The sequence below is a fragment of the Haloferax sp. DFSO52 genome (assembly GCF_048158745.1).
Taxonomy (GTDB): domain Archaea; phylum Halobacteriota; class Halobacteria; order Halobacteriales; family Haloferacaceae; genus Haloferax.
In genome coordinates, this window is the sequence record NZ_JBLOPB010000001.1 from 114,839 (window position 1) to 139,200 (window position 24,362).

At 61.9% G+C, this 24,362-nt stretch carries 25 protein-coding genes; 14 read left to right on the forward strand and 11 right to left on the reverse strand.

Translation table 11 applies throughout. The annotated features are described in order from the left end of the window. Complete coding sequence (locus tag ACK3SC_RS00570; RefSeq protein WP_416838189.1) at nt 1–579, reverse strand: hypothetical protein; 579 nt, start codon at nt 577–579, stop codon at nt 1–3. A gap of 79 nt (nt 580–658) precedes the next feature. Continuing rightward, entirely contained in the window at nt 659–1,114 is a 456-nt protein-coding gene (locus ACK3SC_RS00575; protein WP_416838190.1) for a DUF2391 family protein, read from the reverse strand. A gap of 105 nt (nt 1,115–1,219) precedes the next feature. On the opposite strand from ACK3SC_RS00575, the gene ACK3SC_RS00580 reads away from it, so the two are divergent. Continuing rightward, nucleotides 1,220–1,900: a class I SAM-dependent methyltransferase gene (locus ACK3SC_RS00580; RefSeq protein ID WP_416838191.1), complete on the forward strand. Its 681-nt coding sequence runs from the start codon at nt 1,220–1,222 to the stop codon at nt 1,898–1,900. 22 nt (nt 1,901–1,922) lie between these two features. After that, nucleotides 1,923–2,819 (forward strand): DMT family transporter, encoded by an 897-nt coding sequence (locus ACK3SC_RS00585; RefSeq protein ID WP_416838192.1) that lies wholly within the window; start codon nt 1,923–1,925, stop codon nt 2,817–2,819. A 39-nt stretch (nt 2,820–2,858) separates the two neighbouring features. Here ACK3SC_RS00585 and ACK3SC_RS00590 read toward each other — a convergent pair whose 3' ends face one another. The 3 genes from ACK3SC_RS00590 to ACK3SC_RS00600 all read right to left on the reverse strand — a co-directional run bounded on the left by ACK3SC_RS00590 (nt 2,859) and on the right by ACK3SC_RS00600 (nt 6,967). Beyond that, entirely contained in the window at nt 2,859–3,908 is a 1,050-nt protein-coding gene (locus ACK3SC_RS00590; protein WP_416839912.1) for an ABC transporter ATP-binding protein, read from the reverse strand. A 101-nt stretch (nt 3,909–4,009) separates the two neighbouring features. Beyond that, a complete protein-coding gene (locus ACK3SC_RS00595) occupies nt 4,010–5,743 on the reverse strand; it encodes an ABC transporter permease (protein ID WP_416839913.1) in 1,734 nt (577 codons plus the stop codon). A 75-nt stretch (nt 5,744–5,818) separates the two neighbouring features. Continuing rightward, nucleotides 5,819–6,967, reverse strand: a complete 1,149-nt coding sequence (locus ACK3SC_RS00600; RefSeq protein ID WP_416838193.1) for a thiamine ABC transporter substrate-binding protein — start codon at nt 6,965–6,967, stop codon at nt 5,819–5,821. Nucleotides 6,968–7,096: 129 nt separating this feature from the next. Here ACK3SC_RS00600 and ACK3SC_RS00605 point away from each other — a divergent pair, with 129 nt between their 5' ends. Further along, a complete protein-coding gene (locus ACK3SC_RS00605; protein WP_416838194.1) occupies nt 7,097–8,143 on the forward strand; it encodes an AI-2E family transporter in 1,047 nt (348 codons plus the stop codon). Here ACK3SC_RS00605 and ACK3SC_RS00610 read toward each other — a convergent pair. Further along, on the reverse strand, nt 8,127–8,903 hold the full coding sequence (locus ACK3SC_RS00610) for a sulfurtransferase (RefSeq protein ID WP_416838195.1): 777 nt from the start codon (nt 8,901–8,903) through the stop codon (nt 8,127–8,129). The genes ACK3SC_RS00605 and ACK3SC_RS00610 overlap by 17 nt on opposite strands. A 252-nt stretch (nt 8,904–9,155) precedes the next feature. On the opposite strand from ACK3SC_RS00610, the gene ACK3SC_RS00615 reads away from it, so the two are divergent. From ACK3SC_RS00615 to ACK3SC_RS00625, 3 genes are all read left to right on the forward strand, one after another. Next, nucleotides 9,156–10,016, forward strand: a complete 861-nt coding sequence (locus ACK3SC_RS00615; RefSeq protein WP_416838196.1) for a sulfurtransferase — start codon at nt 9,156–9,158, stop codon at nt 10,014–10,016. 184 nt (nt 10,017–10,200) lie between these two features. Continuing rightward, nucleotides 10,201–10,800 (forward strand): transcription antitermination protein, encoded by a 600-nt coding sequence (locus tag ACK3SC_RS00620; protein WP_416838197.1) that lies wholly within the window; start codon nt 10,201–10,203, stop codon nt 10,798–10,800. A 56-nt stretch (nt 10,801–10,856) separates the two neighbouring features. Then, complete coding sequence (locus ACK3SC_RS00625) at nt 10,857–11,372, forward strand: DUF21 domain-containing protein (protein WP_416838198.1); 516 nt, start codon at nt 10,857–10,859, stop codon at nt 11,370–11,372. 145 nt (nt 11,373–11,517) lie between these two features. Here the strand turns inward: ACK3SC_RS00625 and ACK3SC_RS00630 are convergent, their stop codons facing one another. Beyond that, entirely contained in the window at nt 11,518–11,787 is a 270-nt protein-coding gene (locus ACK3SC_RS00630; RefSeq protein ID WP_416838199.1) for a hypothetical protein, read from the reverse strand. 88 nt (nt 11,788–11,875) lie between these two features. On the opposite strand from ACK3SC_RS00630, the gene uvrB reads away from it, so the two are divergent. From uvrB to ACK3SC_RS00655, 5 genes are all read left to right on the forward strand, one after another. Continuing rightward, nucleotides 11,876–13,960, forward strand: coding sequence for an excinuclease ABC subunit UvrB (gene uvrB / locus ACK3SC_RS00635; RefSeq protein ID WP_416838200.1), 2,085 nt, complete (start codon nt 11,876–11,878; stop codon nt 13,958–13,960). A 1-nt stretch (nt 13,961) separates the two neighbouring features. After that, nucleotides 13,962–14,381 (forward strand): NUDIX hydrolase, encoded by a 420-nt coding sequence (locus tag ACK3SC_RS00640; RefSeq protein WP_416838201.1) that lies wholly within the window; start codon nt 13,962–13,964, stop codon nt 14,379–14,381. Between the two features lie 410 nt (nt 14,382–14,791). After that, complete coding sequence (locus ACK3SC_RS00645; RefSeq protein ID WP_416838202.1) at nt 14,792–15,877, forward strand: sulfite exporter TauE/SafE family protein; 1,086 nt, start codon at nt 14,792–14,794, stop codon at nt 15,875–15,877. Nucleotides 15,878–15,947: 70 nt separating this feature from the next. After that, the gene (locus tag ACK3SC_RS00650) at nt 15,948–16,385 is read left to right on the forward strand and encodes a universal stress protein (protein ID WP_416838203.1); all 438 of its coding nucleotides are present in this window, start codon (nt 15,948–15,950) and stop codon (nt 16,383–16,385) included. A gap of 167 nt (nt 16,386–16,552) precedes the next feature. Then, nucleotides 16,553–16,870 carry a DUF3303 family protein gene (locus tag ACK3SC_RS00655; protein WP_416838204.1) on the forward strand — a complete coding sequence of 106 codons (318 nt, stop codon included), beginning with the start codon at nt 16,553–16,555 and terminating at the stop codon, nt 16,868–16,870. A 32-nt stretch (nt 16,871–16,902) separates the two neighbouring features. Here ACK3SC_RS00655 and ACK3SC_RS00660 read toward each other — a convergent pair whose 3' ends face one another. After that, the gene (locus ACK3SC_RS00660; RefSeq protein ID WP_416838205.1) at nt 16,903–18,105 is read right to left on the reverse strand and encodes an SPFH domain-containing protein; all 1,203 of its coding nucleotides are present in this window, start codon (nt 18,103–18,105) and stop codon (nt 16,903–16,905) included. A 166-nt stretch (nt 18,106–18,271) separates the two neighbouring features. Here ACK3SC_RS00660 and ACK3SC_RS00665 point away from each other — a divergent pair, with 166 nt between their 5' ends. Beyond that, the gene (locus ACK3SC_RS00665; RefSeq protein ID WP_416838206.1) at nt 18,272–18,466 is read left to right on the forward strand and encodes a hypothetical protein; all 195 of its coding nucleotides are present in this window, start codon (nt 18,272–18,274) and stop codon (nt 18,464–18,466) included. Between the two features lie 74 nt (nt 18,467–18,540). Then, entirely contained in the window at nt 18,541–19,038 is a 498-nt protein-coding gene (locus ACK3SC_RS00670) for a 2'-5' RNA ligase family protein (RefSeq protein ID WP_416838207.1), read from the forward strand. A gap of 32 nt (nt 19,039–19,070) precedes the next feature. Here the strand turns inward: ACK3SC_RS00670 and ACK3SC_RS00675 are convergent, their stop codons facing one another. After that, the gene (locus ACK3SC_RS00675) at nt 19,071–20,447 is read right to left on the reverse strand and encodes a cytochrome P450 (protein WP_416838208.1); all 1,377 of its coding nucleotides are present in this window, start codon (nt 20,445–20,447) and stop codon (nt 19,071–19,073) included. Between the two features lie 138 nt (nt 20,448–20,585). Further along, a complete protein-coding gene (locus tag ACK3SC_RS00680; protein ID WP_416838209.1) occupies nt 20,586–22,790 on the reverse strand; it encodes an ATP-dependent DNA helicase in 2,205 nt (734 codons plus the stop codon). A 159-nt stretch (nt 22,791–22,949) separates the two neighbouring features. Between ACK3SC_RS00680 and ACK3SC_RS00685 the strand changes: the two genes are divergently transcribed. Beyond that, nucleotides 22,950–23,414 carry an ester cyclase gene (locus ACK3SC_RS00685; RefSeq protein ID WP_416838210.1) on the forward strand — a complete coding sequence of 155 codons (465 nt, stop codon included), beginning with the start codon at nt 22,950–22,952 and terminating at the stop codon, nt 23,412–23,414. Between the two features lie 15 nt (nt 23,415–23,429). Here the strand turns inward: ACK3SC_RS00685 and argF are convergent, their stop codons facing one another. Then, entirely contained in the window at nt 23,430–24,329 is a 900-nt protein-coding gene (gene argF / locus ACK3SC_RS00690; RefSeq protein WP_416838211.1) for an ornithine carbamoyltransferase, read from the reverse strand. Between the last annotated feature and the right edge of the window lie 33 nt (nt 24,330–24,362).

Here is a 24,362-nt window from a genome sequence, read left to right on the forward strand (position 1 = left end):
TCAGAACTCGGTCGTGACGCTGCCGTCTTCGTTCAGGTCGACGACACCGTCGAACAGTTCGCGGAAGCGGTCGAGTGTCTCCTGGTCGTGGACTTCTTTCGAGAGGTGAAAGAGGCCGACAGCGTCGTACTCTTCGAGCAACTCCAGAATCTGCTTCGTCGCTTCGTAGGCTCGCTCTTCGTCGGCGTAGTAGGCCATCTCCGTCACCGAATCGACGCTGAGTCGGAGTTTTCCGTCGTGTCGTTCGAGGAACTCTCGGGTCTTCTCGACGATGCCGTCGAGATTGTCGGGGGAGGCGACGTAGTAGATGTTGTCCGCGCTCCGTCGCGAGTAGCCTCGTTCGATAGAGAGCGTGTCGAGAATCGTCGCACGGGATTCGTCGACCTCGTAGTACTCTAGCTTCTGTTCGACTTCACGTGCTGTCGTCCGTGTCGAGATGACGAGGAAGTGGTCGGTGTCGACTTTGAAGAAGTCGGTGTCGATGCGGTCGGTCTCGCCGATGCTCGGATGAAGAAGTAAGATACCTGTTCCGCCCGGAATCGTCTCGGGCGTCTCTTCGATGGCGAGCTCGTAATCCATAGTGGATGCAGATACTCTGCGGACTTAATCCTTCATGTCAATCCGCCACTCGTCGTGAAAATCACGGGGCCACGCGGTGTCAAAACAGGGAGTCGGCCGTCGCGGCACCGATGACGCTGAACACCGCGCCGACGCTCGTCGCTTTGAGCGTGATGGCGAGGACTGCGAGGTCGACCTGGATGCCGAACCCGTCGACGACGTCGCCCGACACGTCGGCGAGGAACGTCGCCGGCGCGTCGAATGCGAGTGCGAGGATGAACACCGAGAGATACGATACGGTGATGAGCGAGATGAATCGGATGGGGATGCCGCCGACTTCTTTCTCTTTGTCTGGGTCTCTGTTGTCTGCTTTGTAGAGCGTGCCGTAGCCGACCATGAGGACGATGATGAGCGTCAGAACGCCCTGGAGAGACGACATACTCCGGGCGAGAACCCACACCTCCTCGGTGACGACGAACGGCCCGGCCAACAGGAACCCACCGACGACCTGTTGTGCCGTGTCAGCGAGTGCGAATCGACGGCGGACTCCGACCATACACCGCTCGTCGGGACGGTGGCCATTAAATGACGCGCCCGCTCGGGTCGCCGTGGTTCGACTGTGCTTCGAACTGATTTTGTCCCCACCCACCGAGGGTGGAGTATGAGCGTCCGCGACGAGTTCGACGCCTGGGCGGCCGACGGCCGCGACAGGGGCATGGAAGACCGACACTGGCACACCGCGAAGCACGCGCTCGCCCGGATGCCAGTCGAAGAAGGCGACACCGTCGTCGACCTTGGAACCGGCAGTGGGTACGCCCTTCGCGCCCTCTACGATACCAAAGGAATCGGCAAGGGATTCGGTCTCGACGGGTCGCCACAGATGGTCGAGAACGCCCGCGACTACACCGACACCGACGACATCGAGTTCCTCGTCGGCGACTTCGACGACCTGCCGTTTGCCGACGACAGCGTCGACCACGTCTGGTCGATGGAGGCGTTCTACTACGCACCCGACCCGCACCACACGCTCGAAGAAGTCGCTCGCATCCTCGAACCCGGCGGCACCTTCTACTGCGCCGTGAACTACTACGAGGAGAACGTCCACTCGCACCACTGGCAGGACAACATCTCGATCGACATGACGCGCTGGTCCCACGCGGAGTATCGCGAGGCGTTCCGCGACGCCGGCCTCTACGTCGCAGAACAGGACTCCATCGCCGACGTGGACATCGACATCCCGCCGGCAGACGAGTTCCCGACCGACGACTGGGAGACGCGACAGGAGATGGTCGACCGCTACCGAACCTTCGGAACGCTCCTGACCGTCGGCGTCGCACCCTGAACGTCCGCCCTCTCTCTTCTCGATGAACCGAACCACCCTGTTTGGCTTCGCTCCACTGCTCGCAGCAGCACTCTGGGGTGGGATGTACGTCGTGAGCAAGTGGGGGTTCGACGCGATTCCACCGCTCACGCTCGCATTCTTGCGAATCGTTCTGGGTGCGGCGGCGCTCGGCATCGTCGTCGCAGCGACGACACCCCGGCGACAGTTCGCCCGCGAGGAGTGGCGACGGTTCGGTGGCCTCGCGGTCTGGTTGACGGCCGCTCTCACCACGCAGTTCGTCGGGACGGACCTCACGAACGCCAGTCAGGGATCGGTCCTCACTGTACTGACTCCCGTGTTCATCCTCGCACTCGGTGTTACCGTTCTCGACGAACGACTGAGTCGGCGTGCGCTCGTCGGAAGTGCCCTCGCCGTGTTCGGAACACTTGGCGTTCTCGCCGGCCGAGGCCTCGACACTATCGCGACGAATATCGACCCGCTCGGCGTCGCACTGCTCGTCCTCTCGTCGTTCTTCTTCGCTGGCTTCACCGTCTACGGAAAGCCGGTCATTCGACGGTATTCCGCGCTCGAAGCCGTCACGTACGCGACGATTCTCTCGGTGCCGCTGTTCGGGCTGTTCGTCCCGTTCGAAATGGCGACTCACGACATCTCGCTGCTGGCAGTCGATCTCACTCCGTCTGTCGTCGGTGCAGTCTTGTACCTCGGTCTGGCCAGTACGGCCGCAGCGTGGTACTTCTGGTACAAGGGTATGGAGTACACGAACGCGAGTCACGTCGCCGTCTTCTTCTTCGCGCAACCGGTCGTTGGCACGCTTCTCGGCGTGGCATTTCTCGGAGAACAGGTGGACGTTGGCTTCGTCGTCGGTGGCGTCGTCCTCGCTCTCGGTGTCTATCTCGTCAGTACCGATTCGTCCACCTGAGAGACAGCGACCGGCGTGAGGGAAACAGTAGCTCCGAGTTTACTCGACGACGTGCACCGACTCGGAGTCGAATCCCACGCCGAGTTCCGACCCGAGTTCGACCGTCTCGTCCCCGTCGTCTGCGACCACCACGGTCAGTTCGGTTCCCTGCCAGTCGAGTCTGAGACGCGTGGTCGACCCCTGAAACTCGGTTTCGACGACGGTCCCACGGATTCGGTTTTCCCCCGAATCGAGGCGCAGGTCTTCTGGCCGGAGACAGAACGTGACCGTCTCACCGACCGCCGCATCGACGCCGTCGAGTGCGACCATCTGGTCGTTGAGGCCGACCACAACCCCTCCAGTTTCCAGTCGAGACTCCACGACACCGGTGAGGACGTTGTTTTCGCCGACGAACTCCGCGACGAATCTGGTCGCTGGTCGGTGGTACACCTCACGCGGGGTTCCGACCTGTTCGACACGGCCACGGTTGAGGACGGCCACACGGTCTGAGACTGCGAGCGCTTCCGACTGGTCGTGGGTGACGTACACCGTCGTGACGCCGAGTTCCGATTGGATACGCTTGACCTGTCGGCGAAGTCGTTCCCGCAAGCGGGCGTCCAGTGCCGACATCGGCTCGTCGAGGAGGAGGAGGTCGGGCCCGGGCGCGAGCGCACGGGCGAGCGCGACACGTTGTTGTTGCCCGCCGGAGAGCGAATCCGGGTCACGGTCTTCGAATCCCGCGAGGTCGACGAGTTCGAGCAGTTCCGCGACGCGTTCGTCGCGGGAGAGGCCGCCCGGCGGGTCAGCAAATCGGAGGCCGTAGGCGACGTTCTCGCCGACACTCATGTGGGGAAACAGCGCGTAGTTCTGGAACACGACGCCGACCCCTCTCGCTTCGGGTGGAACACCCTCCATCGACTTCCTGTCGAATCGAACCTCCCCGTCTGTCGGCGATTCGAACCCCGCGATACAGCGGAGCGTCGTCGTCTTCCCACATCCGGAGGGGCCGACGAGCGTGAAGAACTCGCCTTCGTCGACCGACAGCGACACTGAATCGAGCGCCGTCGCCGTTCCGTAGCGTTTCGAGACGCGATCGAGTTCGAGTTTCACGGGGTGGCCTCCGGGGTCACGTCTCTCTGTCTTCGTCCGACCGGCATAACGTTCAGCACTGTCGGTCGGTGATTCTGCGTTGGCCGTCGACCGTTGCTCACTCATAGTTCACCCCACCGACCGCCGAACCGGTCCACGACGAGGAAACTGATGGACGTGACCACGAGAAGGACACACCCCATCGCCGTCGCAGGGCCGAGTCTCCGACCCAGTAATCGCTCGACTGCGACGGGCATCGTGTACCGTCCTGCACCCTCTGCGAGGATAATCGTCGAGTCGAACTCACCGATGCTGATGGCGACGGCGAACGCCGCACCCGCGACGACACCGGTCCAGACGAGCGGGAGTTCGACGTCGACGAGCGCGCGCGTTCGCGTCGCACCGAGACTCCGCGCCGATTCGACGAGTCGGTCGTCGAGGCGAGAAAAGAGTGGTGCGACGTTTCGGGTGACGAATGGATACGCACTCACTGAGTGCGCGGCGACGATTGCGAGCGCGCCGGTCACCCGAATCGTCGTGCCGAAGACGTCGACACCGAAGACCAGCCCACGAAGCAACCCCAGTCCGACGACGATTCCCGAGACGGCAAACGGTGCCATCGCCAGCGCGTCGATGAGTGTTCGTCCCCGGTAGCGACGGGTCGTGAGGACAGCCATCGTCACTCCCATCGGGACGGCGACGAGGAGTGTGCCGGCGGCAAAGAGAAGCGAGTTCCAGATTGCCGGGAGCGGCTTGACCTGGAACGACGCGCCGGTCGCCTGTCGCTCTGCGAGGAAGGCGTAATGTTCGAGCGTGAACCCGCCGTCAGCGCCGGTGACGCTGGCGAGAATCATGCTCGCGATGGGGACGACGAACACGAGGCCGACGACGAGCGCGTATCCGGCGATACCGATGGTTCGGAGCGTCGATTTCGGCGTCCACCTGGTGGGGAGAACGGGCTGTCGTGGCAGCGGGTTCGCGGTCCCACCGGCGGCGCGCTGATTCGCCTCGTAACTGAGGTACACCACGGTCAATCCGAGCGAGATGACCGTCTCGATGACGGCGAGACTCGCAGCCTCGGCGTACGCGAGGTCACGCACTTTCGCGAAGACGAACACCTCGATGGTCGCAAGTTGGAACCCGCCCAGTGCGAGGACGATCGGGAACGACGCGAAGGTGAAGATGAACGTCAGCGTCGCGCCGATGCCGATTGCGGGGAGGAGTTGCGGGAGCACCACGTCGCGGAACGCTCGTCGTGGATTCGCGCCGAGCGAGCGAGCAGTCTCGACGGCACGGGCGTCCACGCTCTCCCACGCGGCGGTGACGACGCGAGCGACGAGTGGCGCGTTGTAGAAGGCGTGGGCGATGATGATAGCTTCCAGCGTGAACAGCAACTCGACGGGGGGAAGGCCGACGAACGCGAGGGCGCGATTGAGCGTCCCGTTGCGGCCGAACGTCGCGACGAACCCGATTGCGACCATGATAGAGGGCATGACGAACGGGAGAATCGTGAGCGAGCGAAGCGTCTCACGGCCGGGGAACTCGAAGCGAGCGAACAGCCACGCCGCCGGGAGGCCGAGTGCGAGACTGGCGAGCGTGGAGTAGAACGCCTGTTTCGCGGTGAACCAGATGATATCGTAGAGGTAGAACTCGCTCGTCAGAATCGCCGTGAGCGGTTCGAGCGTGAACGCGCCGTCTTCGAGAACCGCGTCCGCGAAGACAGTGGCGACGGGATAGTAAAAGAGGACGACGAGGACGACGGCGGTGAGGAGTGCGACGAGAGTGAGCAATCGCTCTTCGAATGCGTGGACGACAGCGCGAACCGGTCGTTTGGTCGCTTCAGAGAGTGTTTCGATTGTACTCACAAATCTCACCGTGAACGGTCGATACAGGAATTGGGCGTGGGGGAGGGGGCGTTTACCCGTGCGTATTTATTTGCTCGCGAATTCGCGTGCCCACGCGTCGGTCCAGTCACTCAAGTTGTCCTTGAGGCGGTCGTACGAGAAGGTGACGGCTTCTGGGGGTTCCTGCGCGAACTTGGCGAACTCCTCGGGAAGTTCCGCCGTCGTGGTCGCCGGGAACTGGACGTTTCGGACGGCGATTTCGGCCTGCACGTCGGGTCGGAGGACGAAGTCCATGAACTCGCTCGCGAGGCCGGGTTCGGTGGCGTCGGCGAAGGGAGCCATCCCCTCGGGGTTGGCGTAGCCCTGGTCGTTCAGGAACCGAATCTGGTGTTTGGCCATGTCGGCACCGGACTCGTTGGCGTACACCTGGTCGGTCGAATACGAGACCACCATGGGTGCTTCGCCGTTGGAGTAGGCGGTGTAGGAGTCGGCCCAGTTGCCGAGGACGCGGACGTCGTTTTCCTTCAACTGTGCCCAGTAGTCGAGATAGCCGTCTTCTCCCATCGCGTCGATGGTGTGGAGTAAGAACGCTTGCCCCGTCGCCGACGACGTGGGATTCTGTGCGAGGAGTGCGCCCGAGTACTCGGGGTCGAGCAAGCCATCGAACGTCTCGGGAGCGATGAACTTTCCATCGTCGCCCTGCGTCTCGTCGTAGACGAGCGAGATGTAGCCCGTGTCGTAGGGGACCGCACGTCCCTGTGGGTCGAACTCTAACTGTTCGTTCACGTCACCACGACGCGAGAGGTCTTCTGCTGGTGCGAACAGAGCGTCGTCGAGGTTTTCGTCGATGCGGACGAGCATCTGAGCGTCGAGTCCGACGTAGAGGTCTGCGCCCGACTCGACACCGCGCAGAGCGCGCTCGATGTAGTGATTGACGCCTGCGTCTGGTGTCTGCCACTCGATGGTCGCGTCGAATTCGGATTCGAACTCCTCTTTCAACCAGACGCCCGGACTCGAACTTGGTGCGTCGACGAACGACCCGTAGGTCCCAATCGTGAGTGTCGGTGTTTCACTACCCGTGGTCGTTCCGCTGGTCGTCTCTTCTGTGGTCGTCGTTTCGGTTCCGCCCGACGACGCTGTCGTCGTCGGTTCGTCACCCGCTCCCCCGGTACATCCCGCGAGGAGTGCGGCAACTCCGCTTGCCCCGGCCGCTTTCAGGTACGCTCGACGTTTCATTACTCAGTTGTTATACTCGGTGGTATTTAATTACGGTGGTGTGTGGCATTCTGCTGTTTCACGCTGACACGACCGACTCAGCGTGTCGTCGGCGCAATGATTTTGCACTCGGCGGGTGAACCGCCGAGAGTGAATCGTTCTCGTCCGTACGTTCTCGGTGGGGTGCTAGCGCTGTTTGCCCTCCTCGCAGCGCTCATCCTCGTGGACGTTCTCGGCACAGTGTTCTTCGCGATTACCGTTGCGTACCTGCTGATTCCACTCAGACACCGACTCGAAGCACGAGGTGCCTCGCAGTGGATGGCGAGTGCGGCCGCCACCGTCGTCGCGGGCATCGGTGTGTTCGTCGTCCTCGCGCCGCTCTTCATCATCTTCTTTCTCCGATTGAACGAACTGCTCGCACTCGCGTCTCTCCTCCCCGATGCAGTCTCTGTGGAACTCTTTAACACGCTTTACGAGGTGACGCTCGACGAGGCGCTGGCAGTCGTCTTCGCACTGATTCGGTCGGTTGGCCGGTCAGTCGCGACGGCGGCACCCGAGGTCTTCATCAAACTCACGTTGTTCAGCTTCCTTGTGTTCTCACTGGTTCTCAGCGGCGGGTCGGCCGGGCGGACGCTTCTCGCACTGGTTCCTGCAGAGTACCACGACGCTGTCAGGGCGCTCGACTCACGGGCACGTGAGACGTTGTTCGCTATCTACGTCTTGCAGGCGGCCACTGCCGTCGGCACGTTCCTCATCGCCCTCGTCGTGTTCTGGGCACTCGGCTACGACTACGTCATCACGCTCGCGACTGTGGCCGCCATCCTCCAGTTCATCCCCATCGTGGGTCCGAGTTTCCTCCTCGCCGCGATGGCGGTGTATCAGGTCGCAATCAACGACATCGTCGCCGCCGTGCTCATCATCGTCGTCGGCGGATTCGCCGTCGCGTGGCTTCCCGACATCCTCATCCGCCCGCGTCTCGCCAAAGAGACGGCCGACTTGCCGGGTAGCCTCTACTTCATCGGGTTCGTCGGCGGACTGCTCAGTCTCGGACCGGTCGGTATCATCGCCGGGCCACTCGTCGTTGCCCTGCTCGTCGAGTCAGTCGCCCTTCTGAGTGACGAGCTGCACGTCGAAGACGACGGACCGGACCATTCCGACACCAGTTCAGAAACGAATTCTGCTACTCCTGAACGATAGCCCCGTCGCGCGCTTCCCACTCCGTGAGGCTTCCTTCGTAAAACTGCACGTCGTCGTAGCCGAGGTGCGCGAGCACGACGTACGTGTGACTGATTCGTCGCGCAGTGTTACAGTAGAGGACGATTCGACGGTCGGGTGTGATGCCCGCCGATTCGAGGATGGTTTCGAGTTCGTCGTGTGGTTTGAGGCCGCGCGTCTCGTCGTCGACGAGTTCGCGCCAGTCGAGGTTGACCGCACCGGGGAGATGCCCCTCGGCGAACTCCGCTGGGTCGCGCGTGTCGACGATGACCGCCGAGGAGTCGTCGAGTGCGTCTTCGACCGTCTCGAAATCGACCAGCGGAGACACGGCTGGGTCCGTCACCTCGTACGACGCTGCTGGCACGTCGCTCGCAGCGCTCGTCGTCTCGTACTCGCGGTTCCACGCGCTGAAGTCGCCATCGAGGAGGTGGAGTTTCGCCGGGTCGTGGCCGTACAGGAGCGCAGTCACGATGAACCGTGCCGCGAAGACGCCGTGCGTGTCGTCGTAAGCGACGATATCGTCGTCGGCCGTGATTCCGGCAGTCGACAGTAAGTCGGCCCACACGTCTCTCCCCGGAAGCATCCCCACGTCTCCCTCGGCGCTTCGAAACTCGTCGAACGGAATCGACGCGGCGTTCGGGATGTGTCCGATGCCGTCGAACTCCCATCCATCGCGAACGTCGACGACACGAACGTCGTCGAGGCGCTCTGAAAGCCACGCCGCAGAGACCACGTCTACCATACCCTTGTCTTCCGCGCCGGCGGGTTTAGGTTCGCGGCTCGATGCACCCCTCGCCACGTGTCCGAAATACCGGATGTTCTTACCGCATCACTCGTTTTTCGCCTAAAAGACGGGGATTTCGGCCGAATATGGGCGTCAAATCGGGCGACTGACCCACCGCATTACGGCAACATTTGCACCATCACCCGAGGTCAGGCCGTACATGCCGCCGCTGTGAGAGTTATGCCTGTTGCTGGCGTAGCTACTGTTACAATGTCAAGCTCCGACTACGCGAAAGACGTACTCGTCTCTGCGGACTGGGTGGAGTCCCACCTCGACGAGTTCCAGAGTGACGACCCGGCGTATCGACTCGTCGAAGTCGACGTCGACACCGAGGCGTACGACGAAAACCACGCCCCCGGTGCCATCGGGTTCAACTGGGAATCCCAGCTACAGGACCAGACGACTCGTGACGTTCTGACCAAAGAAGACTTCGGCGAACTCCTCGGGTCGCACGGTATCTCCGAGGACTCGACCGTCGTCCTCTACGGCGACAACTCGAACTGGTTCGCCGCCTACACCTACTGGCAGTTCAAGTACTACGGCCACGAGGACGTTCGCCTCATGAACGGTGGCCGCGACTACTGGCTGGACAACGACTACCCGACTACCGACGAAGTCCCGTCGTTCCCGGCGCAATCCTACACGGCAAAAGGTCCGTACGAGGAGATTCGTGCCTACCGCGATGACGTTCAGAAGGCAGTCAACAAGGGCCTGCCGCTCGTCGACGTTCGCTCGCCCGAAGAGTTCTCCGGCGAGATTCTCGCACCCCCGGGACTGCAGGAAACCGCCCAGCGCGGTGGCCACGTCCCCGGTGCCAGCAACATCTCGTGGGCCGCGACGGTCAACGACGACGGCACCTTCAAGTCTGCTGACGAACTCCGTGACCTCTACGCCACCGAAGGCATCGAAGGCGACGAATCGACCATCGCCTACTGCCGCATCGGCGAGCGCTCGTCGATCGCGTGGTTCGCGCTCCACGAACTGCTCGGCTACGACAACGTCACCAACTACGACGGCTCGTGGACCGAGTGGGGCAACCTCGTGGGCGCCCCCGTCGAGAAAGGAAACTAATCGAGCTACCCGACCCTCGAATTCCGTTCTTTTGTGACCTGCTCAGTGTGAGTGGCGTCGCTCTCTTAGCAGCACTCTCTGTACGAGTGACCAGCATCGTTCGACAGCGTTGCGGCGTCGTAGAACCCCACCCGAACTCGCCGCCGCCGATGGGTACAAACCCGAATCGGTCGTATGTACCCGCATGTCCGACTCCCTCGATTCTCTTCGCGACGCCCACGAGACACCCCTCTCCCGACTCGGCTCTTCGAAGGCGCTGTTCGCCGTCACCGGCGGCGAGATGAACGGTGACGCAGTTCGCGTCGCCGCCGCCGCAGAGGCAGCGGCCGCCGCGGAACTCTTCGACTCGTGGGCCGCCGACGAGTCGAACGACGAGGCGGCCGAGCTCTTTTCGGACCTCGCGGACACCGCCCGCGAACACGCCGAGACTGTGAACGCCGACCCCGATGCCGACGCACCAGCCATCTACGCTGTCCTCGACGACTTCGACGCGACTGACGAACGACTCGGCGGGGCGCTCGCGCGTGCGCTCGTCTCACTCAAAGCCGTCGAGCAGATGGTCGGCTTCTTCATCGGCGACGCCGACCCGAAGGCCGCCAACACGTTCCGCACGCTCAAGTCTGACCTGCAGGACCAACTCGAAACGCTCGCTGATGCGGTAGACGAACTCGCCAGCGACGAAGACGCCGCCCGCGACGCCGCAGATGAAGTCGTCGAAGCCGCCTACGACGAGTACGTCGAGACGTTGGAGGGGATGGGAATCAAGCCGAAGAACGTCTGTTAGACCCCCAGCTTTTTCGTCGTCAGTGGGTTCTTGGGGTGTCTGTTCGTACGGACGGTATGAGCGGTTTACTACTAGTTGTAGCCGGAGGGATAGCGGTCGTTGTTCTCCTGTCGATGAGCGCGTTCTTTTCGAGTTCAGAGACGGCGGTTTTCTCGTTGCCCCGAAAGTGGATAGAACAGCAGGCGACGACGGACGATCGCCGGGCACACATTCTGAAAGACTTGGTCGACGACCCGCATCGTCTTCTCGTGACGTTGCTGGTCGGAAACAATATCGTGAACATCGCGATTTCGAGTATTACGACAGTGCTCGTCGCTAGCTATCTCTCACCCGGTCAGACAGTCGTCGTTACGACAGTGCTCACCAGTTCGCTCGTCCTGATATTCGGTGAAATCGTTCCGAAAGCGTTCGGACTCGGGAACGCGAAACGCTGGGCGTTAACCATCGCGCCGCCCGTTCGGATCATCGAGCGTGTGCTCTCCCCGCTTATCACGCTGTTCGACGGGATTACTCGTCAGATGAACGCATTCATCACTGTCGACGAGAACATCGAAAAGCCGTACACTGACTGACCGAGTCTCGACTGTGCGACGGTGATGTTCCAAGTCGTTGTACACTCGTTCGCACGGCGACGTGAGACCGCATGTCTCCGACTACTTTCTGTGCCTGCCAACCCCACACGTTCCAGTGGAAACGAAGGGGTCTGTCTGCCGGGCGTCAGACGCCGGGAACCGTTTTTCGGTATTCGAGTACCTGCTGTCGGGCCGCTCGAACTGTCTCTGCTGTGTCGCCGTCGAGTTGGTTCGCGAGGTCGTGGAGGACGGTCATGTGGCGGGCGAGTCGCCCGTGGTCCGGTCCCTGCGCGCGGTCGGCCAGTTTGGCCAACTGGTCGGACTGGTTGTAGAGTCGTTCTCGGACCTCGCCGTCGGTCGCTTCGGCGGCGTCTTTGAGCAGTTGACTCGCTTTCTGTAGCTCCTCTCGTGTCATAGTATCACATACGCGTTCGCGTCGGAAAACCATTCTCCCGGCGGAAAACACCGCCTCGCTCAAGTACGCCGACTTCTAACACCAGACAATGAGCGAGTCCGGTCCCCTGTCTGCCGACAGACCAGAGGCAGAACGCGAATTCCGCGTCGATGCCCCCTTCGAACCGGCGGGAGACCAACCAGAGGCTATCGACGCGTTGGTCCGTGGTTACCGCGACGGAGCCGATATTCAGACACTGCTCGGCGTCACCGGTTCCGGCAAAACGAACACCGTCTCGTGGGTCGTCGAAGAGATTCAGAAACCGACGCTCGTCCTCGCCCACAACAAGACGCTCGCCGCGCAGTTGTACGAGGAGTTCAAGAACCTCTTTCCCGACAACGCGGTGGAGTACTTCGTCTCGTACTACGACTACTACCAGCCCGAAGCCTACATCGAACAGACCGACACCTACATCGACAAGGACATGTCCATCAACGAGGAGATCGACCGACTCCGCCACTCTGCGACGCGGTCGCTTCTCACCCGCGACGACGTCATCGTCGTGGCGTCCGTCTCGGCTATCTACGGTCTCGGTGACCCGAAGAACTACACCGACATGTCTCTCCGTCTCGAAGTCGGTGACGAACTCGACCGTGACGAGTTACTGCGCCAACTCGTCGACCTGAACTACGAACGCAACGACGTGGACTTCCACCACGGGACGTTCCGCGTCCGCGGCGACACCGTCGAAGTCTTCCCGATGTACGGCCGCTACGCCGTCCGCATCGAGTTCTGGGGCGACGAAATCGACCGGATGCTAAAACTCGACCCACTCGACGGCGACGTGAAATCCTCCGAACCCGCCGTCCTCGTCCACCCGGCAGAACACTACTCGATTCCCGAAGCACAACTCGAACAGGCCATCTCAGAAATCGAGGAACTGATGGAAGAACGGGTCAAGTACTTCCAGCGTCAGGGCGACCTCGTCGCGGCCCAGCGCATCGAAGAACGAACCACCTTCGACATCGAGATGATGCGCGAGACGGGCCACTGCTCCGGCATCGAAAACTACTCGGTCCACCTCTCGGACAGACAGTCGGGCGACGCCCCCTACACACTTCTCGACTACTTCCCCGACGACTTCCTCACCGTCGTGGACGAATCACACGTCACGCTCCCACAAATCAAGGGACAGTACGCGGGCGACAAGTCCCGCAAAGATTCGCTCGTCGAAAACGGATTCCGCCTCCCGACGGCCTACGACAACCGCCCGTTGACGTTCGAAGAGTTCGAAGAGAAGACTGGCAAGCTGCTCTTCGTCTCCGCGACACCCAGCGACTACGAACGCGAACACTCCGACCAGATCGTCGAACAGATCGTTCGCCCGACGCACCTCGTGGACCCGAAGGTGGAAGTCGCAGACGCGACGGGACAGATAGACGACCTGATGGCCCGCATCGACGACCGAATCGACCGCGAGGAACGCGTTCTCGTGACGACACTCACGAAACGGATGGCCGAAGATCTCACCGAGTATCTCGAAGAAGCGGGCGTCGACGTGGCCTACATGCACGACGAGACGGACACGCTCGAACGGCACGAACTCATTCGGTCGCTCCGACTCGGCGATATCGACGTACTGGTCGGTATCAACCTCCTTCGAGAGGGTCTCGACATCCCGGAAGTGTCGCTCGTCGCCATCCTCGACGCCGACCAGCAGGGATTCCTTCGCTCCGAAACCACGCTCGTCCAGACGATGGGGCGTGCTGCCCGCAACGTCAACGGTGAAGTCGTCCTCTATGCAGACGACCGGACCGACGCGATGGAGGCCGCGATTTCAGAGACACAACGTCGTCGTCGCATCCAGCAGGAGTTCAACGAGGAACACGGTTACACGCCGAAGACTATCGAGAAGGAAGTCGGCGAGACCAACCTCCCCGGGAGCAAGACCGATACACGCGGCGTCTCGGGCGATGCACCTGCCGACGCCGACGAAGCGGCCGAACAGATTCTCTTCTTGCAGGACCGGATGCAAGAGGCCGCCGACAACCTCGAATTCGAACTCGCGGCCGACATCCGCGACCGCATCCAGAAACTCCGCCGCGAGTACGACGTGGACCACCTCGACGACGGCATCGAACCCGAAGTCCCCGACGAAGACGACGACAGCCTCGCACCGCCGGACGAGTTCTGACGTGGCTGATTCGACTGCACTCACGTTTGCCGCTGGCGGTCTTCTCCGCCGCGACGACGGCCGACTCTGCCTCGTCTACCGTACTCGCTACGACGACTGGTCGCTCCCGAAAGGGAAGGTCAAACCGGGCGAACTGCTGGTCGAGACTGCCATTCGCGAAGTCAGCGAGGAGACCCGATGCTCGGTCGATTGCGGTGGTTTCGCTGGACGCTACGACTACCACGTCGCTGCCGATGCAAACACTTCGAGTGGGCCGAAAGCAGTCTTCATCTGGCATATGCGACTCGTCGACGAACACCCATTCGACCCCGACGACGAGGTGGGTGCGCGCGAGTGGCTTTCCCCCACTGAAGCCGTCGACCGTCTTTCGTATCAGAACGAACGTTCCCTCGTTCGACGTCTGCTCGACCCCTCGAACTGAGTACAGACTAGGGGTTGGTACACATGTTTCCGCTTTTTCGACACTTGTCGGTGTGTGGTCAGTACCCAAAAGTGGAGTCGGTATCAAGACTTATTACCCCGACTTCGCTATGCCCGTTTCACCGTGACCCGCATCTCTGCGGATGAGTCTGCAGGATACACAGTTCACCACGCATTCCCGAACGGGGGTATTACTTAGATGCCCACGTTCACCGAGTCACAGTCGCTCGACTCGTCGGGTGTCCACTCGTCACCGGCGACGCCGGTGTGTGAGACGGTCACATCGATTGCTGTGGATGAACCTCGCACGCGGTGCGAACCCGCTGCTGTTTCGGCAGACAACCTGTTTTGGTCGCGTCACTCGACCCGAGTGAACGCGCATGTCACAACGTACTGAACACAACGAGAACAATGAGCTCTCAGTCTCTCAGTCACGTCCAGAAGTCGTTCCTGAAGTATCAACACATCCTCGTGTTCATCGCACCCGTGCTGTTCATCGCCGCCGTCTTCACTGTGGCCCCGACGCCCACTGACGCCGGCATGGACTACTGGCTCAACTACTGGTGGTTGTTCCCGGTGTTCGTCCTCGGTGCAACCACTGTGAACACGGTCGGAATCAGTGGGTCGGCACTGTTCGTCCCGTTCCTCATCTTCATCTTCCCGGTGTTCGCACACCCGCTCGAACCTGCGACCATCGTGAAGGTGGGTCTCATCAGTGAAGCGTTCGGCCTCTCGAGTTCGGCCGTCGCGTTCATCCAGTACGGCCTCGTCGACCGCCGACTGGCGCTCAGCCTCGTCGCCGGGTCGATTCCGTTCGTCGTCGGCGGCGCGCTGCTGTCGTTCGTCATCCCCGAAGTCGTCTTCCACGCACTCCTCGGCATCGCCCTCCTGGCGGCGTCGTACCTGCTGTTCAAAGCCGACCTCGGCCACGACGAACCCAGTGGCTCCAGTTCCGAACACGCCGCGGCGACCGACGGTGGGACCGTCACGTCGAGTCTTCCGAACGACCCCGGCAAGCTCGGCCCGGCGGGCGTCCGAACCGACGACGACGGTACTGTCACCCGCGTCGACAGAGAGGGTGACGACTACACGTACACTCGCGGTGGCTACCTCCGCCGCTTCGCCAACTACAGCATCGGCGGGACGTTCCAGGGACTCGCCGGATTCGGTGTCGGCGAACTCGGCATCATCTCGATGCTCAGCACGAAAGTTCCCGTCCGCGTCGCTATCGGGACGAACCACATCGTCGTCGCACTGACGGCCATCCTCGCGTCGCTCGTCCACGTCTTCGGTGGCGGCCTCGTCGGTGGCCACACGCTGAGTCTGGCGTCGACGCCGTGGAACATGGTCATCTTCACCGTTCCGGCGACGGTTCTCGGCGGCCAAATCGCACCGTACGTGTCCAACGCACTGGAGACTGAGACTATCAAGACGTTCGTCGGCGGCCTCTTCGCGGTCATCTCCATCGCGCTGTTCCTGATGGCCGCAGGTATCTAACCGACGCGCACACCCACACCACACACTCGTTTCACACGACAGCAACACACCACTCGTTTCACCCAACCTCATGTACGACACCATCCTGTTACCGACCGACGGCAGCGATGCGACCGAAGCAACTATCGAACACGCAACGACGCTCGCACGGACCTACGATGCGACGGTCCGCGTCCTCTCGGTCGCCGACTCGCGCAACCGGTTCGAGACGCCGTCTGCCGGCATCGCCCCAGACGTGTGGAAAGAGTCCGAACTCGAACGCGCCGAACACGCCGTCGATGCCGTTCTCGAGGCCCTTCCGGACGACGTCGCGACGGAGCGAGTCGTCGAAGAAGGCGTGCCAGACTCGGTCATCGTCGACCACGCGAACGACGCCGACATCGACGTGGTCGTGATGGCGACCCACGGCCGAACCGGTCTCGACCACTACCTCATCGGAAGCGTCACCGAACGTGTCGTCCGGCAGTCGTCGGCCCCCGTTCTGACGGTTCGCGCCGCAGACGAGTAGGCAACGAACCCCCTCACTCACGTCCCATCTCGCCGTTTTCCGTGCGGATTAGTACCACGTCAATATCCCACACTCTCGAAATTCGAGAACCTTCTCACACGATTAATAGTCACTGCGTCGAACTTTCATACGTCTGCGAAACACGCAGACGTGAAGGGGGGAGTACGATGCTGTTCGTATCATACTGGGAGATAAACGAGAACAAGCCGCCCGCCGAGATCCTCGAAGCGGGCGCGAAACTGATGGAATCGGAGCTGTGGCCACCGGAGGGTGTCGAGATTATCCGCTGGGACCTGACCAGTGACAACTGGGGGGTTACCGTCTTCGAAGCGGACACGGCCGAAGCGGCAGAACGCGTCGTAACCGTCTGGCGTCTCGCCGTCCCGGGAATGTTCACGAAGACGAAAACCGCGCCTGCCGGACCGGCCGACCAGGCGATGCTCGACTTACTCGACATGATGGACGCGGTTCCGGTCGAAGCGTAACCCGAACACTCATTTTTCGACGCTCGTCCCGGCTACTTCTGTGATTCCATCTCGACGCCGCCGTCTTCGATTTCGATATCGATTGCCCCGGCGTCGGCGTCGATGTCTTCAGTCTGTATCGACCCGAGTTCACTGAGAATCTCTTCGATGTCGTCGAGTCCGATGAGCTCTCGCGTCTCTTCGTCGAACGCCAGACTCTCCAGACCGGCGGTTTTCTGCACGTCCGACTCGCTCAGTCCCTTCCCGTAGCGCCCGAGCAGCGACGTGAGTTCCTGCGGGAGGACGTACGTCGTCGAGGGCGACGTTCCGATGCGTCCCAGCGTCTCCATGCCCTTGTCGATGATGGCGCGTTCGCCCATCGATTCCGCGGCACGGGCACGCAGGACGGTCGAGATGGCGTCACCCTGTGCACGCAAGATGGCGGCCTGTTTCTTCCCCTGTGCGCTGATGATGTTCGACTGTTTGTCACCTTCTGCCTTCTCGACGGCAGACCGGCGTTCACCCTGCGCTTCCAGAATCATGGCGCGACGACGGCGTTCGGCGGCGGTCTGTTGTTCCATCGCGTTCTCGACGTCGGCCGATGGTTTCACCTCGCGAACTTCGACGGATTCCACGCGGACGCCCCACTCGTCGGTCGGTTCGTCGAGTTCTTCGCGGATACGGGCGTTGATGTGGTCACGGCGAGCGAGCGTCTCGTCGAGTTCCATATCTCCGAGTGCCGCGCGGAGCGTCGTCTGGGCGAGCAACGAGACGGCCCGGCGGTAGTTGTCGACTTCGAGGAAGGCACGCTCGGGGTCCATCACGCGGATGTAGACGACGGCGTCGGCAGTCACCGGCGAGTTGTCTTCGGTGATTGCCTCCTGTGAGGGAACGTCGAGCGTCTGGGTCCGCATGTCGAAGCGGTAGGTCTTCGAGACGAACGGCGGGACGAAGTTGATACCCGGTTCGAGGATGCCTTTGTAGTCGCCGAAGACGGTGAGCGTCCGCTTTTCGTACGCTTGCACGATTTCGACGGCGTCGTACACCGCCGCGATAGCGAGTGCGAGGATGACGTAGCCTGCCAGCGTCAGCGGTGTGACGGGCAGGACGACGACGGCGATGCCGAACAGCACCACCGCGAGTGCGAGGGGACCAAGCCAACGTGGGATGCGGGACGACCCACCGACTTTCGCCGATGACTCTGCGCCGGAGTCTGGTCGGCTGAGTCGCCCGAGTTGGTAGAACACGCTGTCCATGCAAGAGAGTGACACCGTAGACGAATAAACCTACCCAGCACCCGACAGTCAACGGCCCACACCCACAGCCGACACCCGGAACCCAGAGCATAGACCCCAACGACAGTGTCAACTGGCTTTCTTCTGGCCACCAAGTATTTACTGCCAACTCTCTGACCGGCCGTGTATGAAACTGAATCGTGCCCGCATCGACGTCGAAGACCTCCTCAAACTCGTGTTGGTCCTCGTCCTCATCTGGTTGGTTCTCGAAATCGTCGGGGAGATTCTCGGCCTCTTCACGATGCTCCTGGGGCCGCTCAAGCCACTCCTGGGTCTCGCTGTCGCCGCGCTCATCGTCCTCTGGTTACTCGACCGAATCTGATTCGAAACCGTCGGGGCGGTTCTCGACCAGCCCGACGACGACACGTCTTTGTACCTCACCCGTGAGACACGGCCGTGTACAGTCTGAACGTCCCGGTGCCGGGGCGGGTCGCCCGTCTCGCGTCTGACCTGTTTCCGTATCTCGCCCCGTTCGACCGGGTCCGTGACCGACACACGCTCGTCTGCAAACGGTTCGAAGAGACCGACCTCGACCGACTGCGTGAGCGCCTCCGACAGACGCTCAGCGGTGCGCCGGCGTTCGACGCTCGCGTCACGGGTATCGGGTTCTTCGAACACCCACCACGTGGATCTGCACCGGTCGTCTACCTCGAAATCGAGAGTCCCGGTCTCGAAGCGTTACACTCGCGACTCGTCGAGGAGTTCGGGGCTATCGACGGACTCGAAGGCGACGACTACGTGCCACACGTCACGCTCGCTCGCGGCGGCGACATCGCAGACGCCCGCGCGGTCGTGGGTCAACACGTCGACTCGGTCGACTGGACCGTCTCGCACGTCGACCTCTACGATGGCAACTTCCGCGAGACTGTGGCGTCTATCTCACTGCCGGCCTGACCGAGACGAGACGAGGGCCGGTCGGCCGGTCGCTACTTCCGAGCGTGTAGTCGCATCCCCATCGGTTCTCGGGGGTGCATCGTCAGCGACCCGCGGAGCGAAAACGGCTCGTCTCTGCTGTAGTCGAGTTCGTACTGTTGGGCCACCGTCCCGAGGATGAGACGGCCTTCGAGCAACGAGAGGTGCTTGCCGATACAGTGGCGCGGACCGCCACCGAACGGGAAGTACGCGAAGCTTGGTCGGTCCTTCATTCGCTCCGGTGACCATCTGTCGGGGTCGAACTCGAGGGGGTCGTCCCACCAGCGCTCCGACCGGTGGACGACCCACTGCGGGAGCATGATTGCCGACCCTTCTGGGACGCGATAGCCGCCGAGACGCACGTCGACTTTGGGCTCGCGGAACATCACGTACACGGGGGGATACAGACGCATCGACTCGTTCAACACGCGTTCTGTGTACTCCAACTGCCGAACGTCCTCGTACGTCGGCGTTCGCCCGCCGAGGACGTCGTCCAGTTCGCGGTGGAGTTTCGCTTCGGCCTCGGGATGTTGCGAGAGCAGATACCACGCGTACGTCAGCGTCAACGCCGTGGTGTCGTGGCCCGCGAGGAGCATCGTCATCAGTTCGTCGCGGAGGTTCTCGTCGGTCTGTTCGCCCGCGTCGTAGGCGCGGAGGAGAATCGACAGCAGGTCCATCGGTTGCTCACCGGCCGAAGCGCCCGCCGACACCGACGACGCTGGTGTCTGTCCGTACTCGCTCCCCCGACGTTCCTCGACGATGTCCCAGATGAGGTCTTCGAGCACTGACAGCGACTCTCTGTACTCGCGGTTTTCTCTCGTCGGTACCCAGTCAGGTGTGAGAAAGCGAATCGGGTCGGGTTCGAACCGCGTCCCGAGTGGTTCGAGGTTCTCCTGAATGATTCGGATGCGCTCGGCGTCGAGGTCCGCCCCGAACATCGCGTCGACGATTATCTCGACGGTCAGTCGCGTCATCTCCAGTTGCACGTCGATAACGTCGCCGTTGTGCCACCCCGAGAGCATCCGTTCGGTTCGGTCGGTCATCATCCCTGCCATCGTGGAGATGCGACGCACGTCGAAGGCGGGTTGAGCGAGTTGGCGCTGTTTCTGCCACGTCGCTCCTTCACTCATGAGGAGCCCCTCACCGAGCAAATCACCGATAGCCCGGTCTTGGAACTGTGGCTTTCGGAACTTCGACGCGTCGCTCACGAGGACGCGTTCGATATCGGCGGGATTCGTCAGCATGTAGGTGTCCAGCGGACCGAGGTCGAAGTGAATCACGTCGCCGTAGGCGTCTGCGACCGCTGTCAGGAAGGTAAAGGGGTCACGGGCGTACTGGCGACTGGCACCGAAGACGGGGACGCCCTTCGGTCCTGGAGGGGTCGAACTCATCGGATATGTGTTGGTTTGGAGAGGGAAGAATCTCTCGCCGAGGTCGCGCCCGACGAAGAAGGGAGTCGTCGCCAGTTAGTCGTGACCAACAAGTCGTCGCCAGCTAGTCATCACCAGCACCTCGTCGCCAGCGACTGCTCAGGGTCGCGGCGGGTCGCCGTCGTAGGCGTCGTGGTCGTTGTAGAAGTTCAGCATCGCGAACTTGAGTTTCGCCGGCGCGATGTCGACCATCTCGGCACGCTCTTCGACGGGAAACGACCCGCGGACGCCGTATTTCCCCATCGAAGAACTCTCTCGCGTGTAGCGCTTGTCGGCGAGGATGCGCACTCCGAAGTCGTCGGGTGAGCGGATGACTCGGCCGAGTGCCTGTCTGGTCTTGCGGATGGTCGGAATCTCGACGGCGTAGCGCCACCCGGCCGCTTTCTTCCCGCGGTAGATGCGGTCGTAGGCGTCTTGGACTGCTTCGAGACGCTCCGAGAGATGTGGATACGGCACGCCCACGACGACGACGGTTCGTGCGTCGTCGCCGTCGAAACTCACGCCTTCGGCGAGTGTCCCCCACAGCGAGGTGAGGAGTATCCCGTTGTCTTTGCCGACGAACTCCTGTCGTGCTTCCTCGGCACGGACGCCGGGTTCGTCGAGGAAGAAGTCGAAGTCGGCGACTGGGTTCGCTCGCAAGCGTTCGTGATACCGTTCGGCCTCGGCGTACGACGGGAAGAACACGAGTGTGTTACCCGGTGTAAATCGCGCCGCATCGACGAGCAGCTGCTCGATCGTCTCCTGTGTCGCCGGGTTGTCGCGCTCCGAGGAAAACAGCGCCGGCAACGAGACGGCGAACGTTCGCCGGTTGTCTTCGGGATATTCGAGACCGTAGGCCATCGTCACCGGGTTCTCGAGGCCGAGCGTCTCTTCTGTCACGTCGAACGGTCGCAGCGTCGCCGACATCAGAATGCTCGCGTGGACTTCTTCGAACAGTTCGCGAGTGACCTCACGGGGGATGCAGGTGTAGAGTTCAGCACGGCCGTAAATCTCCTCGGTGCCGCCGTCGCGCCGCACCGACAGCATGGGGTGGCGGCCGAGTTCGTCACCCATCTCCATCCAGTCGGCGATGAAGTTCGCCGCCTGCAGGGTCTGGCACTCCTTGCGCGTCGTCGAGTCGCCGTTTTTGTACTCGTCTTCGTACTGCTCGTCGAGGCGTTTGCCCAACTGGAGTGCGAGTTCGATTTCGACGTCGATTCCGCGGCCTTCGTACGACCGGAGGAACTGCATCGTCAGGTCGTCTCGGCGGCCCTGACTGTCGATAGAGAGGTCGTGCCAGTTTTCGCCCACCTGTTCGCGTTCGCCGAACCCGAACGCGTCGTCGTAACTCTCCTGCAGGGCGTCGAGGAACGTTCCGATGACGTTGCGGGCGCTTTCTGCCCGCGAGTCGTCGATGTCTTCTAGCTCGTTCATCGCGCTTTCGAGGGTGTTCTCGGTGAGGGCGCGACTCGCGTGGTCACGGGCGGCCCCCTCGATGTTGTGCGCCTCGTCGAAGACGGTGATGATGTCGTCGGCGTCGCGGTCCAACCACCGGAAGAACTGCTCGCGAATCATCGGGTCGAGCAGGTGGTGGTAGTTACAGACCACGAGGTCGACGCCTTCCATCCCCTCTTTCAGCAATTCGTAGCCACAGAGGTTCTGCCGGCCGGCGTGTGCGAAAATTTCGTCTGGCGTCCGCACGTCGTCGAACAACCACTGGAAGAACTCGTCCGTGTTCTGTGTGAGGTTGTTGTAGTAGTGTTCGCAGAAGTTGCCCTCTTTCAACTGGTCTAACTCGTCGTCGATGGCGTCGAGTTCGTCCGTGACGGCGTTTCTGGCCTCGCCTGCGCCGGATTCGCCGTCGCGCATCCGGTCGAGAAGTGTCTGCGCCTGTTCCGAGAGTTCGGCTTTGTCGGATTCCTTTTCGACGATGCTTCGCGTCGTATCGCGGAGGGTCTGGCACTCCTGAAACCCGACTTCGATGTGGCACATCGAGGATTTGCCGCGGAACACCACCGACCGGATTGGTTCGCGACGGGTGATTGCACGGGCGTCTTCGATGAACTGTCGCATCTGCTGGTGGACGTTCGTCGTGATGACCACCGTCTTATCGTGCTCGCGGGCGTATTCGAGCGCCGGCACGAGCGCCGAAATCGTCTTTCCCGTCCCCGTCGCGCCTTCGAGGAGGACGTTGCGTTCGCCGTCGAGCGCGTCTGCGATGCTCGACATCGCCGCCTCCTGATTCGGATACGGGGCGTCGTACGGGAAGAAGCGCCACGCTCTCTCCGAGTCGCTGTCGTCGCGTCCGTCGTTGGCGTGGGCCACGAACAGTTCTCGGCCGCCATCTGATTAAAAGTCTCGGAGGGGTGTCCCCGAATCACCAACTCTGTTCTCCGAGACGACGTTCTGGAAACCAAGATAGACCACACCATTTGACAAATATATCATATTTTCACAGAGCGTAGACTCACGTGGTGAACTGAGATGGATACCATTCCGACAGCCGAGATGAAAGCGAAGGTTCGGAAGATCGAAGAGAAGGTGTGGAACGGCCGGGACCCGGCGGCCTTCGACGAGATTGCGACCGACGACTTCGTGATGCGGGACCCGATGGGCGACCGCGACCTCGACGGGGCGAGAGAGATGATTCAAGCGGTGCTCGACGGGACGCCGGACCTCGAATTCGCCATCGAGGACATGTTCGCTGCAGGCGACCGAATCGCCGTCCGCTACACGCTGGAAGGGACCAACGAGGCCCCGTCGTTCCTCACGAAGGAACCGACGGGGAACCACTGGCGTTCGAGTGGCATCACAATCTACCGATTCGAGGGCGACAAGGTCGCAGAACAGTGGGACGCCTTCGACTACTTCGGAACCATGCAGCAACTCGGCCTCATTCCGGCCGAAGCAGAAACCGAGGCCGAAGGCGGTGCCGGCGCGCCAGCGTAGCCTGTTCGACTTTTCTTAGTTGTCGAGCAACTCGACGATGAGTCCCTTCTGGGCGTGCAAGCGATTCTCCGCCTGGTCCCAGACGATGGACTGCTCGCCTTCGAGCACGTCGCCGGTAATCTCCTCGCCACGGTGGGCGGGTAGACAGTGCATGACTTTCGCGTCGCTGTCGGCCAGCAGGTCGTCGTTGAGCTGGAAGCCTTCGAACGCCTGCAACTTCTGGTGACGCTCGCTCTCTTGCCCCATCGATATCCACACGTCGGTGTAGATGACGTCGGCTCCGTCGATTGCTTCGTGAGGGTCCGTCGTCACCGTCGGTGCCTGTCCGAGTTCGGCGGCCTGTGCGATGACTTCGTCGTCCATCGCGTAGTCGGGTGGCGTCGCGACAGTCAGGTCGACGCCGGCCATCGCACAGCCTTTGACGAACGACTGTCCGACGTTGTTGCCGTCGCCGACCCACGCCGCCTGTACCTCGTCGAACGGGCCGACGTGTTCCTGAATCGTGAGCAGGTCGGCGAGCGTCTGGCACGGGTGGGCGTCGTCGGTCAGGCCGTTGATGACCGGTGCGTCGGAGTGCTCGGCAATCTCCAGCAAGTCGGCGTGTTCGAACAGGCGAACCATGATGGCGTCGCCGTAGCGTCCGAGCACTCGGGCGGTGTCTGAGAGCGGTTCGCCGTGACCGAGTTGGATGTCTTCGGGGCCGAGAAAGAGGGCGTGGCCGCCCAGTTGCGTCATCCCCGTCTCGAAGGAGACACGCGTGCGCGTACTCGGTTTCTCGAAGAGCATCGCCAGCGTCGCTCGGGAGAGTTGCGTCTCGTCGTCGCCGGATTTGATGTCGGCGGCGCGGGTGAGGACGCGGTCTAACTCCGATGCGCTGATGTCGTCGATGTCGGTGAAATGTGTCGTTTCGAGCATTGTGTCGTGTGTCGTGTCTCCGTGTCGATTCGG

Coding starts and splice junctions, on each gene's coding strand:
- ACK3SC_RS00615 (WP_416838196.1), top strand. CDS start 9,156: ATGTCAAGCTCCGACTACGCGAAAGACGTACTCGTCTCTGCGGACTGG.
- ACK3SC_RS00625 (WP_416838198.1), top strand. CDS start 10,857: ATGAGCGGTTTACTACTAGTTGTAGCCGGAGGGATAGCGGTCGTTGTT.
- ACK3SC_RS00580 (WP_416838191.1), top strand. CDS start 1,220: ATGAGCGTCCGCGACGAGTTCGACGCCTGGGCGGCCGACGGCCGCGAC.
- ACK3SC_RS00645 (WP_416838202.1), top strand. CDS start 14,792: ATGAGCTCTCAGTCTCTCAGTCACGTCCAGAAGTCGTTCCTGAAGTAT.
- ACK3SC_RS00655 (WP_416838204.1), top strand. CDS start 16,553: ATGCTGTTCGTATCATACTGGGAGATAAACGAGAACAAGCCGCCCGCC.
- ACK3SC_RS00585 (WP_416838192.1), top strand. CDS start 1,923: ATGAACCGAACCACCCTGTTTGGCTTCGCTCCACTGCTCGCAGCAGCA.
- ACK3SC_RS00610 (WP_416838195.1), bottom strand. CDS start 8,903: ATGGTAGACGTGGTCTCTGCGGCGTGGCTTTCAGAGCGCCTCGACGAC.
- ACK3SC_RS00650 (WP_416838203.1), top strand. CDS start 15,948: ATGTACGACACCATCCTGTTACCGACCGACGGCAGCGATGCGACCGAA.
- argF (WP_416838211.1), bottom strand. CDS start 24,329: ATGCTCGAAACGACACATTTCACCGACATCGACGACATCAGCGCATCG.
- ACK3SC_RS00665 (WP_416838206.1), top strand. CDS start 18,272: ATGAAACTGAATCGTGCCCGCATCGACGTCGAAGACCTCCTCAAACTC.
- uvrB (WP_416838200.1), top strand. CDS start 11,876: ATGAGCGAGTCCGGTCCCCTGTCTGCCGACAGACCAGAGGCAGAACGC.
- ACK3SC_RS00570 (WP_416838189.1), bottom strand. CDS start 579: ATGGATTACGAGCTCGCCATCGAAGAGACGCCCGAGACGATTCCGGGC.
- ACK3SC_RS00620 (WP_416838197.1), top strand. CDS start 10,201: ATGTCCGACTCCCTCGATTCTCTTCGCGACGCCCACGAGACACCCCTC.
- ACK3SC_RS00630 (WP_416838199.1), bottom strand. CDS start 11,787: ATGACACGAGAGGAGCTACAGAAAGCGAGTCAACTGCTCAAAGACGCC.
- ACK3SC_RS00600 (WP_416838193.1), bottom strand. CDS start 6,967: ATGAAACGTCGAGCGTACCTGAAAGCGGCCGGGGCAAGCGGAGTTGCC.
- ACK3SC_RS00675 (WP_416838208.1), bottom strand. CDS start 20,447: ATGAGTTCGACCCCTCCAGGACCGAAGGGCGTCCCCGTCTTCGGTGCC.
- ACK3SC_RS00685 (WP_416838210.1), top strand. CDS start 22,950: ATGGATACCATTCCGACAGCCGAGATGAAAGCGAAGGTTCGGAAGATC.
- ACK3SC_RS00575 (WP_416838190.1), bottom strand. CDS start 1,114: ATGGTCGGAGTCCGCCGTCGATTCGCACTCGCTGACACGGCACAACAG.
- ACK3SC_RS00660 (WP_416838205.1), bottom strand. CDS start 18,105: ATGGACAGCGTGTTCTACCAACTCGGGCGACTCAGCCGACCAGACTCC.